This is a genomic window from Bacillus sp. FSL R7-0646 (assembly GCF_037969865.1).
GTDB classification, from domain to species: Bacteria; Bacillota; Bacilli; order Bacillales; family Bacillaceae; genus Bacillus; species Bacillus licheniformis.
Map to the genome: position 1 here is coordinate 3,189,785 of NZ_CP150217.1, position 17,701 is coordinate 3,207,485.

The following is a 17,701-nucleotide window of genomic DNA, read 5'->3' on the forward strand; positions in this document are numbered from 1 at the left end:
TTTCAGGTTCATAAGACCGCATAAACCGCGGTTACCATGAGATCATGCAGCCGATTTAAATTTGAGTTATAATTTGTCTAGGTCACCAGTTCTACAAAAAGTACATAACGTTTGAAAATTTTAGTATGGAACAGAATGTATTTATACATGCTACCTTAAGGGAGGTTAATATGACGTCTTTACATATTGCTATTTTATCGCCTTTTGCACTCGCCTTCTTGATTCCGCTATTGGCGAAAAACGTCAGAAAGATTCATACAGGCTGGTTTGTCTTGTTTCTTCCTGTTCTATTATTTATTTATTTTTTCCGCATGATCAAAATGACGGCGGATGGCGGAACATTAAAGGCTGTACTGGAATGGATTCCGTCCTTTGGGATTAACTTTACCGCGTACGTTGACGGACTCGGATTGCTATTCGCCCTTCTGATTACAGGGATCGGGTCTTTGGTTGTCCTTTACAGCATCTATTATCTGTCTAAAGAAAGAGAGCAGCTCGGACCATTTTACGTTTATCTGCTCATGTTCATGGGGGCAATGCTCGGCGTTGTTCTCGTTGATAACGTCATTGTACTTTATTTGTTTTGGGAATTGACCAGCATATCGTCTTTTCTGCTCATCGGCTATTGGTACAAGCGGGAAAAATCAAGATACGGCGCGACAAAATCGATGCTTATCACCATATTCGGCGGTCTTTCCATGCTTGGAGGCTTCATTCTTCTTTACACGATCACAGGTTCATTCTCGATTAGAGAAATGATCAACCAGGTTGATTTAATTTCGGGGCACGGCTTTTTCATCCCGGCTCTCGTGCTGGTGTTAATCGGAGCCTTCACTAAATCTGCGCAGTTCCCTTTTTACATCTGGCTTCCGGACGCAATGGAAGCACCAACGCCTGTAAGTGCTTACCTGCACTCCGCCACGATGGTAAAAGCGGGAATTTATATCGTTGCAAGATTCACCCCTGTGTTCGCTTTTTCAGGGGAATGGTTTTGGATCGTGTCTCTCACGGGGATTGTCACGCTTTTCTGGGGTTCGTTCAACGCCGTCAAGCAGACTGATCTGAAATCGATACTTGCATTTTCTACGGTCAGCCAGCTCGGAATGATCATGTCGATGCTTGGCGTCGGAGCGGCCGCACTGCATTTTCAGCATTTTGAATACTACATGGTTGCAGTAATCGCCGCTATCTTTCACTTGATTAACCATGCGACTTTCAAAGGCAGCTTATTCATGGCAGTCGGAATCATCGACCATGAAACGGGTACGAGAGATATCCGCAAGCTCGGCGGCCTTATGACGATCATGCCGATTACGTTTACGATTACGCTCATCGGCGCGTTTTCAATGGCCGGACTGCCTCCGTTCAACGGCTTTTTGAGCAAGGAAATGTTCTTCACCAGCATGCTCAGGATTACGAACTTTAACTTGTATGACGCTGACACATGGGGTTTTCTCTTTCCTGTGCTGGCTTGGATCGGAAGCGTGTTTACATTCATTTACTGCATGGTTCTCTTATTTAAAACCTTCGGGGGAAAATATCAGCCTGAAAAGCTTGAAAAACAAGCGCATGAGGCTCCAATCGGCATGCTGATTTCGCCGATTGTCCTCGTATCTCTCGTGGTGATTTTTTTCTTTTTCCCGAACATTCTGTCATACAGCATCATTGAACCTGCTGCAGCGTCGATTATGCCGACCCTTTTGGACGGAGACGAAAAATTCAAGGTTCATATTTACATGTGGCACGGCTTTTCGACTGAGCTCTATATGACGATCGGCGTCGTTGCTCTCGGAGTTCTCGCCTATTTGACCTTGTCAAAATGGCGGAAGGTCTACGGCCTCTTCCCGGAAACACTGACGCTGAACAAGTTGTACGACAGCTCGCTGTCAGGGCTTGAAAAAGGCTCCAACAAGATTACAAGAACGTATATGACAGGGTTTCTCCGTGACTATCTTGTTTATGTTTTTGTCTTCTTTATCGTGATCATCGGCGGATCGCTCGCTGTTACCGGGGGCTTTTCATACGATGTGAAAGGCAATGCTTCAATCGGCGTCTATGAGCTCGTTCTGTCAGCCGTAATGATTGCCGCAACCTTTACCACCGTTTTCGCAAGGTCAAGACTGACGGCGATTATCGGGCTCGGCGTCATCGGCTACACGCTCGCGCTGTTCTTTGTCATTTTCAGGGCGCCGGATCTCGCGCTGACGCAGCTGATCATCGAAACGATTTCAGTCGCATTGTTCCTGCTGTGCTTCTATCATTTGCCGAAGCTCAGATTTAAGCCGAAAACGGCTAGGTTCAGGGTCACAAATGCGCTTGTATCGGTCGGAGTCGGAACCATTGTGACGCTGCTCGCACTTTCAGCAAACAGCCAGCGCTCGCTTGAAAGCATTGCATCGTATTTTATTGAAAACAGCTATAAACTCGCAGGCGGCCACAATATCGTCAACGTAATATTGGTCGACTTCAGGGGATTTGATACATTGTTTGAAATTACCGTACTTGTCATTGCCGCTTTAGGAATATACGGCATGATCAGGCTCAGATTGGAGAAAGGAGGGGAAGAGCATTGAAAAAGGTTCAGACGAATGATGTGATCCTGCAAACCGTTACAAAGATTGCATCCTTTATCATTCTGCTCTTTTCTTTCCATCTGTTTTTTGCCGGCCATAATAACCCGGGCGGCGGTTTTATCGGCGGATTGATGACGGCGTCTTCGCTTGTCCTTCTGCTGCTCGCCTATGATTTAAAAACGGTGCAGAACATCTTGCCCGTCAACTTTATCTATGTGGCGGCCGTCGGCTTATTCATTTCCGTTTCCACCGGAATCGGCTCATTTTTGTTCGGCGCTCAGTTTCTTTCCCACGCGTTTGATTACTTTAACCTTCCGCTCTTGGGGAAAACGGAGCTTGCCACCGCGGTATTGTTTGATATCGGGGTTTATCTCGTAGTGGTCGGCGTGACCATGACCATTATTCAGACGATTGGGGAGAGAGAATAATGGAGATTTTAATGTCTTTTATTGTAGGAATTTTGTTCATGGCGGCGACTTATCTGCTGCTTTCCAAAAGCCTTTTGAGGGTGATTATCGGAACTGCCGTTCTCAGCCATGGCGTCCATCTGCTTTTGCTGACGATGGGAGGGTTAAAAAAAGGAGCGCCCCCCATTTTGAATGAAGAGTCGACAACCTATGTCGATCCTCTCCCTCAGGCGTTGATTTTAACGGCGATCGTCATTGCTTTCGGGGTTACCTCGTTTCTCCTGGTCATGGCTTTCCGCGCCTATCAAGAGCTGAAAATGGATGATATGGATCAAATGAGGGGAAATGATCAACATGAATAATCTTGTAATTCTGCCAATACTGATTCCTTTAATGGCCGCAATTCTGCTTATCTTTATGAACAGGTCGATCGTGCTGATGCGTGCATTCAGCGCCATATCTTCCATTGCGGCGATCGCTGCGGCCGCCGTTCTTGTGCAGACAGTCTATACGGACGGAATCCAGACCTTGTATCTCGGCGGGTGGAAGCCTCCGTTCGGAATCAGCCTTGTCGCTGATCAATTTGCCAGCCTTCTGGCGTTAACGACAGCCATTATCGGATTTCTGACGGTTCTTTATTCGTTTCGCTCCATCGGCGAAAAACGCGAGCGTTTCTTTTATTATCCCGCCGCCCAGTTCCTGCTTGCCGGAGTTAGCGGCGCTTTCTTGACCGGGGACTTGTTTAACCTGTTCGTATTTTTTGAGGTGCTTCTGATGGCTTCGTATGTGCTGATCGTCATCGGCGGCACGAAGATTCAGCTGCGGGAGTCTCTGAAGTACATCGTCTTTAACATTATTTCTTCCGCCCTCTTTGTCATCGGAGTCGCTTATTTATATGCGGTTACGGGCACATTAAACATGGCGGATCTGAGCGTCCGGATCAGCGAATCAGGGCAAACCGGGCTGATCACGGTCATCGCTGTTTTATTTTTGATCGTCTTCGGTTTAAAAGGCGGCATCTTCCCGCTGTATTTCTGGATGCCTGGTTCCTATTATGCGCCGCCAGCCGCTGTTTCCGCACTGTTTGGCGCACTTCTGACCAAAGTCGGCCTGTACGCGATCACAAGGGTGTTTACATTAATTTTCACCCAAGACGCCGCTTTTACTCATCAATTAATGGTCTGGCTTGCGGCGCTTACGATCATCTTCGGGGTCATCGGCTCGATCGCCTACTGGGATGTTCAAAAAATCATCATCTACAATATTGTCACTGCGGTCGGCGTCATCTTGTTCGGCATCGCCGCCAATACGCCGGCTTCAATCGAAGGATCTGTCTACTATTTGATTCATGACATGATCATTAAAGGAGCGCTGTTTATGCTTGGCGGAGCGCTTTTTGCCCTGACAGGGACAAACAACCTGAAAAAAATGAGCGGCCTGATCAAAAACCATCCCGTGCTCGGCTGGATGTTTATGATTTCAGCCGTTTCATTGGCAGGTGTTCCTCCTTTCAGCGGATTCATCGGCAAGCTGAAAATTGCAGAAGGCGGCTTTTTAAGCGGTGAATTCGTGATTACGCTGCTGATGCTTTTATCCAGCCTGCTCGTCTTGTATTCCGTCATGAAAATATTTATCAACGGCTTCTGGGGGGATGAACAGGAAGATGCTCCGGCCAAAAGGCAGCTAAAAGGCTACATGTATCCGGCAGCGGTACTGCTCTTTCTGTCGCTTGCCATCGGACTCGGAACCGAGCTTATCGCTCCGTATTTTCACCAGGCGGCTGATACGCTCGTCAACCCCGAAAAATATATTGAAGCCGTTTTGAAGGAGTAGATCGCATGGCATTACAAATATTGTTGAACTTTATTCTTGCGTTGTGCTGGATGTTTCTGAACAATGACTACACCGCTGCCGGGTTTGTCATCGGTTATGTGATCGGATTATTCTCGCTCTTTCTGATGAGGCGTTTTTTCCGCCGCCGCTTTTACTTGATTAACATTTGGGCGATCGTCAGACTGCTGTTTATTTTTATTAAAGAGCTCGTGCTGGCAAACGTCAGCGTATTAAAGACGATCTTGTCACCGCGGTTAAAAAATAAGCCCGGCATTTTCGCCTTCAAGACAGATCTTAAAGCGGACTGGGAAATCACGACGTTGGCAAACCTGATTACGCTGACACCGGGCACATTGGTCGTCGATATCTCCGATGACCGTTCGATTCTTTATATTCATGCGGTCGATATCGATGATGCCGAGAAAGCCATCAGTGATATCCGAATTTCGTTTGAAGAGGCCATTAAGGAGGTAAGCCGCTGATGTTTGAATTTATTTTGCAATTGTCACTCGGCATTTTGGCGGTCTCCACTTTTCTGTATGTCCTGAGGGTCATTAAAGGGCCGAGCATCCCGGACAGAGTGGTGGCGCTTGATGCGATCGGCATCAACTTAATCGGAATTACGGCTCTCGTGTCCATCCTGTTAAATACGACAGCATATTTGGAAGTCATCCTCTTGATCGGCATTCTGGCCTTCATCGGCACCGTCGCATTTTCTAAATTCCTTGAGAAAGGAGAGATTATCGAAAATGATCGAAGCCGCTAAATTGCTTATCGCCGTTTTGATCCTTCTTGGCGCACTGATATCGTTAGCCGCTTCCTTTGGAACGCTTAGGCTGCCTGACTTATACTCAAGAATCCACGCCGCTTCAAAAGGAGCGACACTGGGGATCATCAGCGTGCTGCTCGGCGTATTCTTTTACTTCTGGTTTCTGCACGGCTTCATTACGGCAAAAGTGCTGCTCGGTATCGTCTTTGTATTTCTGACGTCTCCTGTAGGCGCGCACCTGATCGCAAGAGCCGCGTATAATACAGGCGTTAAAATGGAAAAGAAAACCGTACAGGACGATTATGAAGGCTACAGAAATTTTCTGATTAAAAAGAAGGAAGATTCCTATTTATAAAAAGAAAACTCGCCCCTAACAGGCGAGTTTTCTTTATGTTTACGATGAAGGACGGCTGATGACCGCCATCGTGCACCTGGACGTGCAAATCAGGCTGTCCTGCTCATCGCGTATGTCAATTTGAAACACCATTGTTGATTTGCCCACATGCAGAGGCGTAGCGACCGCTTTAACCGTTCCGTCTTTTACCGATTTAATATGGTTGGCGTTGATCTCAAGCCCGAAGCATGCCTGCTCTTTTGGATCGATATGCTGATATGCCCCGATGCTTGCCACCGTTTCAGCGAGCGCAACGGACGCGCCTCCGTGCAGATAGCCGAAAGGCTGACGCGTTCTTTCATCGACAGGCATGACGGCAACACACCGTTCTTTGCTGCACTCCTTCAACTCGATTCCCAACGCTTCAAGAAGTGTATGTTTCGTTTCCATCACAATCGTCCCCTCATCAGAGTACACCTTCAGATTTCGCGATTAAAACAGCCTCTGTCCTTGATCCTACATTCAGCTTGCTGAATACGGAAGTCAAGCTGTATTCGATCGACCGCTTGCTTAAATGAAGCGCATCAGCAATTTCCTGATTTGTGTAGCCTTTTTCGACTTCTTTTAAAATCAGGCATTCCCTTTCAGTCAAGAGGTCGTGCTGGGTCTGCTGGCTGTTTGACTTCGATTTTTGCTGTGTAATCAACTGCTTGAAATAATCATAATCGACGACAATTTTATTATCCAGAACCTGATATATGTACTCTATAATCTTTTCCTTCGATTCCGTTTTGCTGATGGCGCCGTGCATGCCGGAACGAATCGCCTCTTCAAAATAATCTTCGACTTCATAGCCTGTGTAAACGATAATTTTGCATGATGAACATGTCTCAAGGATTTTCTTAGATAGGTCCATGCCGTTGATTTCACCCAAATTTAAATCCATTAAGATCAGGTCATACGCAGAAAAATCATGTTTCTTGAGAAATTGTTCGCTGGCTTCAGGGCTGAGGCAATCGACAACAAAGTCCTGGTTCGTTTCAAGAATTGCCTTCGTCCCCTCCATGACAGCCGGATGATCATCGATCACAAGTAATCTTCTCATAATTTCCTCCCTTTTGCGTAACCTTGCCCTATCACCATTTTATAGAAAAAACTTGGCGGATGCCAAGCAAAAATGTTAACTAAACATTACAATCCCATTTCAATGGCGACCCTAAAGCCTTTCCCTTCTGCTGTCTGTATATCCAGACTGCCGTTCAGTGCGCGGACGCGCTCGCGAATGCCCGACAGCCCCATGCTTGCGCTGTTTTGATAAAGCTTGTCCGGGTCAACCCCAATGCCGTCATCTTCATAATGAAGAACAACTTTTTCTTTTATGCAGACAAGCATAATCAAAACCTCATTAGCTCTCGAATGTTTAACCGCATTGCTTAAAAGCTCCTGCACAATTCTGTACAAATTCAACTGCGTGTCCAAGTCGAGCACCTTTGAGAACCTTTCCGTATTGAGGCGGATCTTATCGATCGATGAGGACTCCTGATGCTGCGCCGCCAGTTTCGAAAGGGCTTTGACAAGTCCGAGATCGTACAACAGCTGCGGCCTCAGCTCCTGGCACGTTTCCCTTGTCGTCTGGATGACGGCGGACATTTGCTCATTCATATTGATGAGCCTTTGCCGGATTTGATTCGTACAGACTTTATCTTTTTCAAAATCAGCCAGAAACATCTCGCTTTGATGCTTCAAGGAAATCATATCCTGCAGGACAGAGTCGTGGAGATCGCGGGCTAAATCAGATCTCTGCTTCTCTTCAATCGCAAACATCAATTTATTCAGCCACGCCGGATTCGGCCCTTCTTTTTTCACATTTTCCAGATGCTCCATCAGCTCGCCGATTTTCAGCACGTTTTCCAGGGAAACGCTCGTATAAAACGCCAGCGTCTCAAGCCATGAAATCTCATCGCGCGTCAGCCTAGGCGTATTTAAAACCGACAAACACAGCATGACATAAGACGTCCCGCCCCGTTCACCGATCTTAATCAAAAATCCGCGGTCGACTTCGACGATTTTGCCGATATCGGTGATGACCTTGGTTACTTCTTGTTCGTAGGGGATCCACGGATATTCTTCGGCATCTTCTTCGAGCAAAGATATTGTTCCGTCGCTTTTGACTTTCAGAACATGGGCTTGGCTGACAATCAAAACATCGAGAATTGTTTGTTTCAATTCCAACAAAACCTGATTTAAAGATGAGTGTGTTCGAATCGTTTGTGTGAACTTAAATATACTGTCTTGGTAGTTATACTTCTCTGAAAAACGTTTCAGACGGAAGCGGTAATCAAGGATTTCTTTAAGGTAAAAAACACCGAGCATGACCAGGTAGATATAGATTGTGAATCTTAGATCATAGTAGTCCCCAGTTTGATACTTTATTAGCTTGAAAGCAGATATCAACATAATTGTTGGAATAATCGCCAATAGGCCATAGTATTTTAATCTTCCAACCAAAAACTCCACATCATAAGTTTTATTAGATATGAATTGATAAACTAAAGAAAACGGAATGATCAATAGACATGGAGCTACTACTGCGGCGGAATAAATATAATCCCCAATAATTAAAATTGGAAGAACAAAGAATACTACAAAAGGAAAAACACCAAGGAAATTTCCTAACATAAGCATTTTCAAGAAATAAATTTCCTCTGAATGCTTATATTTAATTAAACCGTAAATAATAACTCCGAAAACTAAAACAATTCCTATAAAGAACGAAAACAAATTGACATATGGCCTACCTTCCTCAAGAAAATCAGTAAGGTCATAAAAAATTTCTAAAACGATATTCAAGAAAGGTAAAGCATAGAGCAACAATATTTTATTGCTAAAGAATTTTTTGCCAATTTCTTTGAAATATTGAAGTATAAAGTGATAATAACTAGCAGGTACTGATAGAAAGGTTAACAAATTCAGATATCGGCTAAATTTATCACCTCTTGAAACTCCACCGACACTTACATAAGCCAGTGAAATTATGATTAAAAATGAAATTAGCAAAAATGAAGACATTTGTTTATTCGTCTTGTTAGATTTTAAAATCAAAAACACACAAAACATGCATAATAAATAAAATACAACCGGGATTAAAACAGTAAATAAAACATCATAACTAATAATAGTATCCCTTGTATCAGTTGTAATGATTTTTCCATTTCTCTCAATAGAAAGTGAACGGACATCTGCTAGAATTTTATTTTTTGGTTCCTTCTTAGACGGCTTCTCATTATTAACCTCAAGAATGATATCTCCAGCTTTTAAACCCGTATAATCGGCTAAGGAATCTTCCTCAACATAATCCACAACTAGCTGGTTTTTCGAATTGTAGGCTAAGTATGCACCTACAAACATGTTGTTATAACATAGATATATAACAAAGAAAGTATATATACAGGTAATCACCACAAGAGTTACTGACACTAACTTCAATGAAAATTTCATTTAGAACGCCCTATTTTTTTATTTATCCCCAGACAGGAACTCTTCTTCCAATAGATTCCCATTCTTTAAAACCTTCCGTTATACTTATTAATTGATCTTTATCCAGCCCAATCAAACTGGCATTTCCTTTTATAACCTGTTCTAAAACTTCTGGATGCTGAACTAAAAAATTTACAATATCCTGCACGTTTTATTTTAATCCTCCTTATCAAACTTGTTCAAAAGGAAAGAAGCAAGCCATTTCTTTTCCTCTTGTTTCAGCTCTAACTCAGCTATTCCTCTTCTAAATTTCTGAATAGCAAGCTGAATCATGACATACATATATTGGGGAACACCAGCTTCCTTCAATTTTTCTTTATAACATTTTATTTCTATATCGGCAATTTTATCCTCATTTTCAAATACTTTTAATAAATCAATTGAGGATTGATTAAATTTTCTTTTCAAGTATAAATAAGCAAGTGTTCGCTTATTTTTCACAATATCGCTTTTTGAATTATAGAAAAGACCTCTATAATCATTTTCGATCTGTAAAGCAATGCCCAATTGGAGTGCATAAGATTCAACAGTAGGATTAAATTTACCTGTAGCGAGCATGGTTCCCAAAACACATGAAAGAGCTGTCAATGAACCAGATTTGCGCTTGATCATATCAAGGCATTCGTTTTCCGTAACCGGCTTATCACTAAGATCATCATGTTGCCCTTGTGAAGATTGCAATATGTATTCCATCATTTTATTAAAAAAGCAAGAATCGTTCGACACCGAACCGATCACTTTAATGCTTATTGTATAAAGCGCAGTCGCCGCATTCATTGCGACTGAACGGTTGATTTTCATCCAAGGTTCATCGGGGCTGTCTTCATCCTCTAAATCATCGAATATATCAAACGCAAGAATCAAGAGTTCAATGCCTGCTCCAAGGGTTTCTGCCGCATCGGTGTCCGTGCCGCCGAAACTTTGGTAATGATAAAAAGCAAGCTCGCTGAAATGCAACTGGTCCTTTGCATCTAGAAAAGCGTGCAGCGTCCGATTTAAGTCCGCATTGGGAATCTCAAGGTCTATAAAATGATTCATTCTTTGCTTGATTTTACTGTGATCTAGACAAAAAAGCTTAGAGATGGTGCTCCCTCCTTTCTTAATATTTTACTAAATCAAAATCCCGATTGACAGAGCAATTTTTTTATTTAACAATTATATAATAATTTATCCTTTTTTTGGGTTCGTTTGCACACAAAAAAAAGACTTGTCTGAAACAAGTCTTTTTACGAGGTTTTTAAATATGTGTACTTATCGTATTGATCAATGCTTTTGTTAATCTTGCGCAAGGAGTCCTTTGTTTCTCTGATTTCATTCTCTAGCCGCCAAAGCAGTTGTTTTAATTCTTCAATTTGTTGCTTTTCCACCGGTTCCACACTCCTTTTGGAAGATCAATCAATTTGTGTATAGTGAACGAGTCATAGGTATTTGATCTGTTAATACAAGTTTAAAGGGATTTGGTTTCTTTTTCACCGAAAAGTTGCATATAAATTCATGCGTTACACCGCAAACTTTAAATAGACCATAACACCCATTTTACACAACTTGCGATTAGTTCTCAAATCCTAATGAAACATAAAATTTTTGTTTGTTTTTCAAGGAGTCAAATAAAGATCGCATATAAACCCCTTTATCATCGCAAGTTCAGTTGTGTTTTGTTCGTTTTGCAACCTTGAGTCTAAAGTAGTAACTAGCGGGGAATAGAAAAACTTGAGTGTTCACGGAACGCAGATCGGGTATGCGCCACCGAAAAACACGCAATAGACCGACACGCATTTCGGCCCTTATAAAAAACCATCCCTTCGCCTTACACCGCAAAAACCGCAATTTGACCCGTAAAAATTGAAAAGAGGTGTTCATATTGCTTCCTCCTCATTGCTTTTGGATGCATCCATATCAACACGTCAGCTGCCGGCAGGTCTATCCCGAAGTTCAAGTCAGCGCCTTATTGCGCTCGGCAAAAGAAGCGGAGAGCTTGATGGCTGACGGACAGAGAATTTTAAGCAGGCTTTCAGCCTCGCGTACTTTGGCCCAGCAAATCATGACGGCTGCCCAAAGCAACCAAAAAAATAACGTGCTGGCCGCGCTCAGGCAAACCGGCGTCCGCAGCCAGCTTGATGCCTCATTCGATCCCGACGGCATTCGCATCATGCTCATCAGCCCCCGCAGCAGACTATTCCTGCTATTGCGTTGGTCTTAGCGCAAAAAAAATTCCGGTCCCTAAGAAGGAGCCGGAATTTTTTTATAAGAGCTTTTGACACCAATCAACAGCTTCAAGATAGCACTGGTACGCTTCATCTTTAGTTAAGCCTTCTGTCTCCGGTGTGTTGTCTTCCCATTCGTTTCGTTCGATCGATTTTGCAAGCCGCAAGATTTTTCGGTAATCATTTTCTTTTCCGAGCAGCGCCTGACCCACTTCGTCTGTCAGCGGCAGTTCGCTGACGACTTCCGTTAGTTCTTTGTGCAGCAGTGTATCGATAAATGAAAACATGCCTGTCAGCATATAAGAAGCCGGCTGAGGGCGGTTCGTTTTTTTTGCCAGCAATTCGCAAAGCTTCGCGCGGATCAGCGAAATCTTGACGACTTCGTTCTTGCTGGAGTTTTGCTTTTTCGTTAAATCCTTAAATGAGAGGATGAAGATCCACCTTTTGATTTCTTTAAATCCGAGAAGCACGATAGCCTGGCGGATGCTTTTAATCTTTTGGATCGGCCGGTTGGCTGGAGAATTCAACAGCTTCAGCAGCTGGTAAGAAAGCGACAAATCGCGCTCTATAATATTTGTGACGTTTTCAATATCAGGCTGATCTTCGCTTAATTCATGCAGCAGCTCATAATAAGCGTGGAAATGATATGTAATGTCCTGACCGTCAATCACGACAGGCTCGCTGAAGAAATAGCCTTGAAACAGATGAAATCCGTCTTTTACAGCCTGCTCATACTCTTTTCGCGTCTCCACTTTTTCAGCGAGGAACGTCAGGCGGTGGTTACGGCATGATCGAAGGATGCTCTGTCTTTCCTGCTGCGTCGTTTTGAAAAAATCGATCTTCAAAATATCAATGGATGCCAAAAGCTGATGGAGCAAGTCCCTCTTCACGCGATGCTTTAAACAAAAATCATCGAGTGCAATCGTGTAGCCGAGGCTTTTCAAATGCCTGCACCTTTCGATAAGCTCAAGGGTAATCGGCACATCTTCAAGGATTTCCACAACGAGCTGGTCCGGGTCAAAATACGTCGGCAGCCCTGATGCCAAAAGACCCTCGGTAAAATTCACGTAATACCTTTTGCCTTCTGTCAATTTATCGATTCCAATGTTTAAAAAGCTGTTAATCATTAATTCTGTTGTCGCTTGATCACCGTCAATACCGGAAAAAAAGTTTTTCTCGCTTTCCCTGTATAAAAGCTCGTATGCGACAACTTGTTCTTTTCTGTTGAATATTGGCTGTCTGGCAACGAATACCCTCATTCTTCTTCCCCCTAGCGACTGAGGTGCCTTCGCTTTTAAGTATATCAAATAATTGGGCAAATCCCGTCTGCTGTATAAAAATTCACCCAAATTTGAACTTAATATTGAAAAACAGATAATCCCCGAAGAAATTATCTGTTTCAATCCCCAGTTATGTTAAAAACTATCGTTTACAGAGTCAACCTTGATCCAGACCTTTTTTCGCCTTGATTTTCGCTTCGTGAATTTGCTGCATCTTGTTGTTCCAGCAAGCTTCGCTTAAATCGACAGGATATTCTTCGGGCTTGCTGATCCGCTTATACTCTTCCCAAAGCAAACTGAGATTTTCTTGAACATACCGCTTAATATCCTGAATGCTCGGATTCTCATAGACAAGCTCGCCTTTTTCAAAGATCGGCTGGTGAAGATCTTTCGCATCAAAATTCGTCACAAACTTGCTGATAAACGTATGAACGGGGTGAAACATCTTCAGCCGCTCCTGTTCATTGACCTTTTCATAGTCCAAAGCGATATAATCGCCTTCTGAATGATGGTTCAGCTGATTGATGATTCTGTACACCTTTTTCAAGCCTGGAGTCGTCACTTTTTCCGGATTCGAAGAAATTTTAATCGTGTCTGCCATCTTTCCGTCTTCTTCGATCGAAACAAGTTTGTAAACCGCGCCGAGAGCCGGCTGGTCGTAAGCGGTAATCAGCTTTGTGCCCACGCCCCAGACGTCGATTTTTGCACCCTGGGCTTTAAGGTTCATAATCGTGTACTCATCAAGATCGCTTGATGCAACAACTTTTGTATCTGTAAATCCGGCTTCATCCAGCATGGCTCTCGCTTTCTTCGACAAATAGGCGAGGTCTCCGCTGTCCAGGCGGATTCCCGAAAATTCAATTTGATCGCCGAATTCCTTTGCTACTTTGATCGCATTTGGAATGCCGGAACGCACCGTATCATATGTATCGACCAAAAAGACACATTTTTTATGGGTTTCCGCATATTTTTTAAATGCCGTGTACTCATCGCGATAGGCCTGTACAAGCGCATGGGCGTGCGTGCCTGATACCGGAATGTCAAACCGCTTGCCGGCGCGGACATTGCTTGTCGCGTCGAATCCGCCGATAATCGCGGCTCTTGCTCCCCACATCGCCGCGTCCATTTCATGCGCGCGCCTTGTTCCAAATTCAAGCGCCGTCTCTTCTCCGATCACACTTTTGATTCTCGCCGCTTTTGTGGCAATCAATGTTTGGTAATTCACAATGTTGAGCAGAGCCGTCTCAATCAGCTGCGCTTCAGCCAAAGGCGCTTCGATCCTCATGATCGGTTCGTTGCCAAACACGATTTCGCCTTCCTGCATAGAATAAAGCGAACCGGTGAATCTCATATCTTTTAAAAAGCCGAGAAAGTCATCTTTAAAGCCCAGCTCTTCTTTTAAATAAACTAAATCGCTTTCAGTAAATCTGAAATCCCGCAAAAATTCAATCGCTTTTTCAAGACCGGCAAAAACGGCAAAACCGCTGTCAAAAGGGAGCTTTCTGAAAAACAGTTCAAATACGGCTTTCTTTTGATCAATGCCGTCGCGCCAATACGTTTCCGCCATATTAATTTGATATAGGTCTGTGTGTAGTGCTAGACTGTCGTCTGTAAAACGGTGTTCCAACCTTCATTTCTCCTTCCTCAATCTGACACTGAGGCTCCCAGGGTGTTTGCAAAATGAGAAAGAGCCCAGTCGTGTCCGTCCGGGTTAAAGCTAGCCACTGCGTTTTGATGAATGACAAGATTAAACCCTTTATTATAAGCATCTACTGCGGTATGGAGCACGCATATATCTGTGCATACGCCAACAAGGTGCAGTTCTTGAATATCCCTTTCACGAAGCTTCAGCTCGAGGTTTGTCCCGGCAAAAGCAGAGTACCTTGTTTTTTCCATGTAATAGACATTCTGATCGTGTTCGTGTTTTCGATAAAGCTTTTCAAGCTTCCCGTATAAATCCTGTCCTGATGTACCTTTTATATTATGCGGAGGAAACAAACGGGTTTCCGGATGAAGCGTATCGCCGGCCTCGTGTGAATCGACTGCAAATACGACATAATCGCCGTTTTGAATAAACGTATCCGCGAGACGCGCCACGGCGTCTTCGATTTTGCGGCCGGGTTCCCCGCACGTCAGCTTACCGTCAGCTGCGACAAAGTCATTCGTATAATCTATACATATAAGAGCTTTTTTCATTGCCGCCCTCCCCGCCTTTTGTATGATAGGTAACATTATAACTTATCTAAACGGACAAGTGAATGGCGAATCAATCGAATATGGCTGTCAAGCCGCGCCAGCAGCGGTTTTTTCTTTTTCAGAAAAAAACAAAAACCACGGGTTCGGGACCGCCTTGCGGAAGGCGCGTGCGAAAACCCGCACCTCATCTCTTGTTTAAAACCGACTGCTCAAAGATATCGTCCTGAACATAAATCGATTCTTTCTCTACGGCCTCACGCGCCGCGAGAACAAGTCCAAGGGGAGTGTCCGATTGCTGATCGGACACGATCGAAAAAGGGACGCCTTGCTTATTGGACTCCTTGATGTAAGGAGATAAATGAGAGTAGCCGATTTCGCCGTTAAGCAATAATGTTGCATCCGCTTTTGAGCCAAGCGCATCGATGACTTCCCGGTATGCCTTCGGACGCAGCACTTGTCCTTTAGTCAATGCGATGATGACCCTTTCCCTCAGCGAGCCTAAAAACAGTCTGCGTTCATCCGGCTTCGTTTCGCGTGGTCCGTACATTCCCTGCTGTAAATATTGATCCAATGATTGGTCGCTCACGTCTTAGACCCTCCAGTTTTATCCTGCTGGCAGCGTTTTTTAAGCTGCATTTTTTTATCAGTATGCCCACGAAAACAGCGGGCATGAGCCCGTGCTACATTTCGGTCACCCATTGTACGATCTTTTTGGACAGCTCCTCAGCCGCATCCGACTCAGCCACTTTCGACAATGACCGGTCAAGCTTTTCGGCGAGTTCTGCTTTTTCTTCCTCATAGGAAATCAGCGTGCTCCACTCCAGTTGCGGCACAGCCACAAGCGTATGAAATTCCTTTTTATTTTCATGGAGGTAAACGTCTGTGATCATCTGATCTTCGTTTAAGATGTTTGCCTTCCTGATTTTCATCTTTGTCACCTGCCTTATCTATCTTTTTTCCCATTATACTATAAAAAAGAAACAGCCTCTTTAAAAGAGGCTGTCACAGGTTCAATGACTGGGAACCGTCCATCACATCCGCATCTGTGAAGGTCGTTTTATTGATATCGTTATGAATCAATCCGTAGTCCCCTGTTTGAAATGTGCCCGCTCCTCCTCCGGAGGAATCCGTGCACTTCGGGGAAATCGCAAACACATCTCCAAAAAAGGCTGCGCTGTCATCAACGACTCGCCTGATAAAAATCGGTCCGACAATTGCCGGCATTTTCACACCTCCGCCATTTAATTTATTAGCATCATATGTGAAAATGGGCAAAACGTTCAGACTTCAGGATTTTCCGCCGTTTCTTTTTTATACCTCTGCCTTAAACGGACAAGGCGGACGATATTCAATGTAAAAGCCTTGAGCAGGGCATAAGCCGGAACGGCCAGGATCATGCCGAGAATGCCTCCGAAGCTTCCGGCGCCGATTAATAAAAGGATGATCGTCAGCGGATGCGTATTCAAGCGGCGGCCGATAATCAGCGGCGACAGCAGATTCCCGTCTGTCTGCTGAACGGCAACGACGATGATCAGCGCGATCAATGCTTTCGTCGGCGAGTCGAGAAATGCGATAATGACGGCCGGCGCCGCTCCAAGAAACGGTCCGACATATGGAATAATATTCGTCACGGCAATGATCAACCCGAGAATCAGCGCGTATTTCACACCGGCGATCCAAAAACCGATGAAGCACGCCGTTCCGACGAACAGACAAACAATGAGCTGTCCTTGAATGTAAGCCGCCAGCGTCTCGTACAAATCCTTAAAAATCTTCAGCCCTTCATTTTTATACTTGTCAGGCAGGATCTTGACAGCCAAATTCGGGAAACGGTGGCCGTCCTTCAGCATATAAAACAGGATGAACGGCACGGTAACAGCCGTGAGCGCAATGTTGGTCACAACGCCGAATACAGAAGTCAGGCTCCCTGTAATATTTTCAGGCAGGCTCGTCAAATATTCGCCGATTGAGCTTTCGATTTTGGCAACCGATACGAAGTCCTGATTCATTATCCAAGTGAACCACTGCGAATTCGACATTTGCTTAATGAAAATCTGGATCTGTTTCACATAGGAGGGGATGTTGTTGAACAGATCGGTAACCTGCTTTGTAAATACAGGACCGACTGCTGACAATACAAACCCGATGAATGCCACAAACACCAAATAGATCAGCAGAATGGACAGCGTTCTCGGCAGCTTTTTCTCAAGAAGCCGCACGATCGGATTGAATATAAAATACAAGATTCCCGCAATTAAAATCGGAGTAAATAGAGTCGATGCAAATACGATGATCGGTTCGAAAAGAAAAGACACTTTTGTCGACACATAAATGATAAGAAGAACCAATAAAATTTGCAGCGTCCAAAAATGGGTTTTTGATTTTAACAAGCTTTGTTTCCTCCCGGCTTTTTTCATTAATCTAAAAACTACTATTCACACTAACGTCTGTCAACTGTTTTCCTTCCATTCATACGAAAAAGCTTTGACAGGGTTTCATATTTCAGCGCCTTTTGAATAAAAAAGATTGACAGCTCCTCCTGTTGTAATTATCATGATTACAACAGGA

At 44.1% G+C, this 17,701-nt stretch carries 21 protein-coding genes; 8 read left to right on the forward strand and 13 right to left on the reverse strand.

Annotated elements, in window-relative coordinates; genetic code table 11:
- Nucleotides 1–170 precede the first annotated feature (170 nt).
- From MKY62_RS16640 to mnhG, 7 genes are read left to right on the forward strand one after another with little or no spacing between them, the layout of a single operon-like run.
- Entirely contained in the window at nt 171–2,573 is a 2,403-nt protein-coding gene (locus tag MKY62_RS16640; protein ID WP_016886502.1) for a Na+/H+ antiporter subunit A, read from the forward strand.
- Nucleotides 2,570–3,001, forward strand: coding sequence for a Na(+)/H(+) antiporter subunit B (locus MKY62_RS16645; RefSeq protein WP_003184834.1), 432 nt, complete (start codon nt 2,570–2,572; stop codon nt 2,999–3,001). The genes MKY62_RS16640 and MKY62_RS16645 overlap by 4 nt, the downstream gene beginning before the upstream one ends.
- Nucleotides 3,001–3,342 carry a Na(+)/H(+) antiporter subunit C gene (locus MKY62_RS16650; protein ID WP_003184836.1) on the forward strand — a complete coding sequence of 114 codons (342 nt, stop codon included), beginning with the start codon at nt 3,001–3,003 and terminating at the stop codon, nt 3,340–3,342. The genes MKY62_RS16645 and MKY62_RS16650 overlap by 1 nt, the downstream gene beginning before the upstream one ends.
- Nucleotides 3,335–4,813 (forward strand): Na+/H+ antiporter subunit D, encoded by a 1,479-nt coding sequence (locus MKY62_RS16655; protein WP_025804921.1) that lies wholly within the window; start codon nt 3,335–3,337, stop codon nt 4,811–4,813. Before MKY62_RS16650 ends, MKY62_RS16655 begins: the two co-directional genes overlap by 8 nt.
- A 5-nt stretch (nt 4,814–4,818) precedes the next feature.
- Nucleotides 4,819–5,295 (forward strand): Na+/H+ antiporter subunit E, encoded by a 477-nt coding sequence (locus tag MKY62_RS16660; RefSeq protein ID WP_003184840.1) that lies wholly within the window; start codon nt 4,819–4,821, stop codon nt 5,293–5,295.
- Nucleotides 5,295–5,579, forward strand: coding sequence for a Na(+)/H(+) antiporter subunit F1 (locus MKY62_RS16665; protein ID WP_003184842.1), 285 nt, complete (start codon nt 5,295–5,297; stop codon nt 5,577–5,579). The genes MKY62_RS16660 and MKY62_RS16665 overlap by 1 nt, the downstream gene beginning before the upstream one ends.
- Nucleotides 5,563–5,937: a monovalent cation/H(+) antiporter subunit G gene (mnhG, locus tag MKY62_RS16670; RefSeq protein WP_003184844.1), complete on the forward strand. Its 375-nt coding sequence runs from the start codon at nt 5,563–5,565 to the stop codon at nt 5,935–5,937. Before MKY62_RS16665 ends, mnhG begins: the two co-directional genes overlap by 17 nt.
- A 39-nt stretch (nt 5,938–5,976) precedes the next feature.
- Here the strand turns inward: mnhG and MKY62_RS16675 are convergent, their stop codons facing one another.
- The 6 genes from MKY62_RS16675 to degQ all read right to left on the reverse strand — a co-directional run bounded on the left by MKY62_RS16675 (nt 5,977) and on the right by degQ (nt 10,820).
- A complete protein-coding gene (locus tag MKY62_RS16675) occupies nt 5,977–6,366 on the reverse strand; it encodes a hotdog fold thioesterase (protein WP_003184847.1) in 390 nt (129 codons plus the stop codon).
- A 16-nt stretch (nt 6,367–6,382) separates the two neighbouring features.
- Nucleotides 6,383–7,021 (reverse strand): response regulator transcription factor, encoded by a 639-nt coding sequence (locus MKY62_RS16680; protein WP_003184849.1) that lies wholly within the window; start codon nt 7,019–7,021, stop codon nt 6,383–6,385.
- An 86-nt stretch (nt 7,022–7,107) separates the two neighbouring features.
- On the reverse strand, nt 7,108–9,414 hold the full coding sequence (locus tag MKY62_RS16685) for an ATP-binding protein (protein WP_003184851.1): 2,307 nt from the start codon (nt 9,412–9,414) through the stop codon (nt 7,108–7,110).
- Between the two features lie 22 nt (nt 9,415–9,436).
- A complete protein-coding gene (gene comX, locus MKY62_RS16690) occupies nt 9,437–9,601 on the reverse strand; it encodes a competence pheromone ComX (protein ID WP_003184853.1) in 165 nt (54 codons plus the stop codon).
- Nucleotides 9,602–9,609: 8 nt separating this feature from the next.
- Nucleotides 9,610–10,491, reverse strand: a complete 882-nt coding sequence (locus MKY62_RS16695; protein WP_003184856.1) for a polyprenyl synthetase family protein — start codon at nt 10,489–10,491, stop codon at nt 9,610–9,612.
- 188 nt (nt 10,492–10,679) lie between these two features.
- Nucleotides 10,680–10,820, reverse strand: a complete 141-nt coding sequence (gene degQ / locus MKY62_RS16700) for a degradation enzyme regulation protein DegQ (protein ID WP_003184860.1) — start codon at nt 10,818–10,820, stop codon at nt 10,680–10,682.
- A gap of 485 nt (nt 10,821–11,305) precedes the next feature.
- Between degQ and MKY62_RS16705 the strand changes: the two genes are divergently transcribed.
- Entirely contained in the window at nt 11,306–11,653 is a 348-nt protein-coding gene (locus MKY62_RS16705) for a hypothetical protein (RefSeq protein ID WP_009329512.1), read from the forward strand.
- 42 nt (nt 11,654–11,695) lie between these two features.
- Here MKY62_RS16705 and MKY62_RS16710 read toward each other — a convergent pair whose 3' ends face one another.
- From MKY62_RS16710 to MKY62_RS16740, 7 genes are all read right to left on the reverse strand, one after another.
- Nucleotides 11,696–12,916 (reverse strand): HDOD domain-containing protein, encoded by a 1,221-nt coding sequence (locus tag MKY62_RS16710; RefSeq protein ID WP_003184864.1) that lies wholly within the window; start codon nt 12,914–12,916, stop codon nt 11,696–11,698.
- Between the two features lie 178 nt (nt 12,917–13,094).
- Nucleotides 13,095–14,564, reverse strand: a complete 1,470-nt coding sequence (locus MKY62_RS16715; protein ID WP_003184866.1) for a nicotinate phosphoribosyltransferase — start codon at nt 14,562–14,564, stop codon at nt 13,095–13,097.
- A gap of 17 nt (nt 14,565–14,581) precedes the next feature.
- Nucleotides 14,582–15,133 carry an isochorismatase family cysteine hydrolase gene (locus MKY62_RS16720; RefSeq protein WP_003184868.1) on the reverse strand — a complete coding sequence of 184 codons (552 nt, stop codon included), beginning with the start codon at nt 15,131–15,133 and terminating at the stop codon, nt 14,582–14,584.
- 184 nt (nt 15,134–15,317) lie between these two features.
- Nucleotides 15,318–15,719 carry a YueI family protein gene (locus MKY62_RS16725; protein ID WP_003184870.1) on the reverse strand — a complete coding sequence of 134 codons (402 nt, stop codon included), beginning with the start codon at nt 15,717–15,719 and terminating at the stop codon, nt 15,318–15,320.
- Between the two features lie 94 nt (nt 15,720–15,813).
- Nucleotides 15,814–16,062: a YueH family protein gene (locus tag MKY62_RS16730; protein WP_003184872.1), complete on the reverse strand. Its 249-nt coding sequence runs from the start codon at nt 16,060–16,062 to the stop codon at nt 15,814–15,816.
- Nucleotides 16,063–16,135: 73 nt separating this feature from the next.
- Complete coding sequence (locus MKY62_RS16735) at nt 16,136–16,357, reverse strand: spore germination protein (RefSeq protein ID WP_003184874.1); 222 nt, start codon at nt 16,355–16,357, stop codon at nt 16,136–16,138.
- 56 nt (nt 16,358–16,413) lie between these two features.
- Nucleotides 16,414–17,523, reverse strand: a complete 1,110-nt coding sequence (locus tag MKY62_RS16740) for an AI-2E family transporter (RefSeq protein WP_003184877.1) — start codon at nt 17,521–17,523, stop codon at nt 16,414–16,416.
- Nucleotides 17,524–17,701 lie beyond the last annotated feature (178 nt).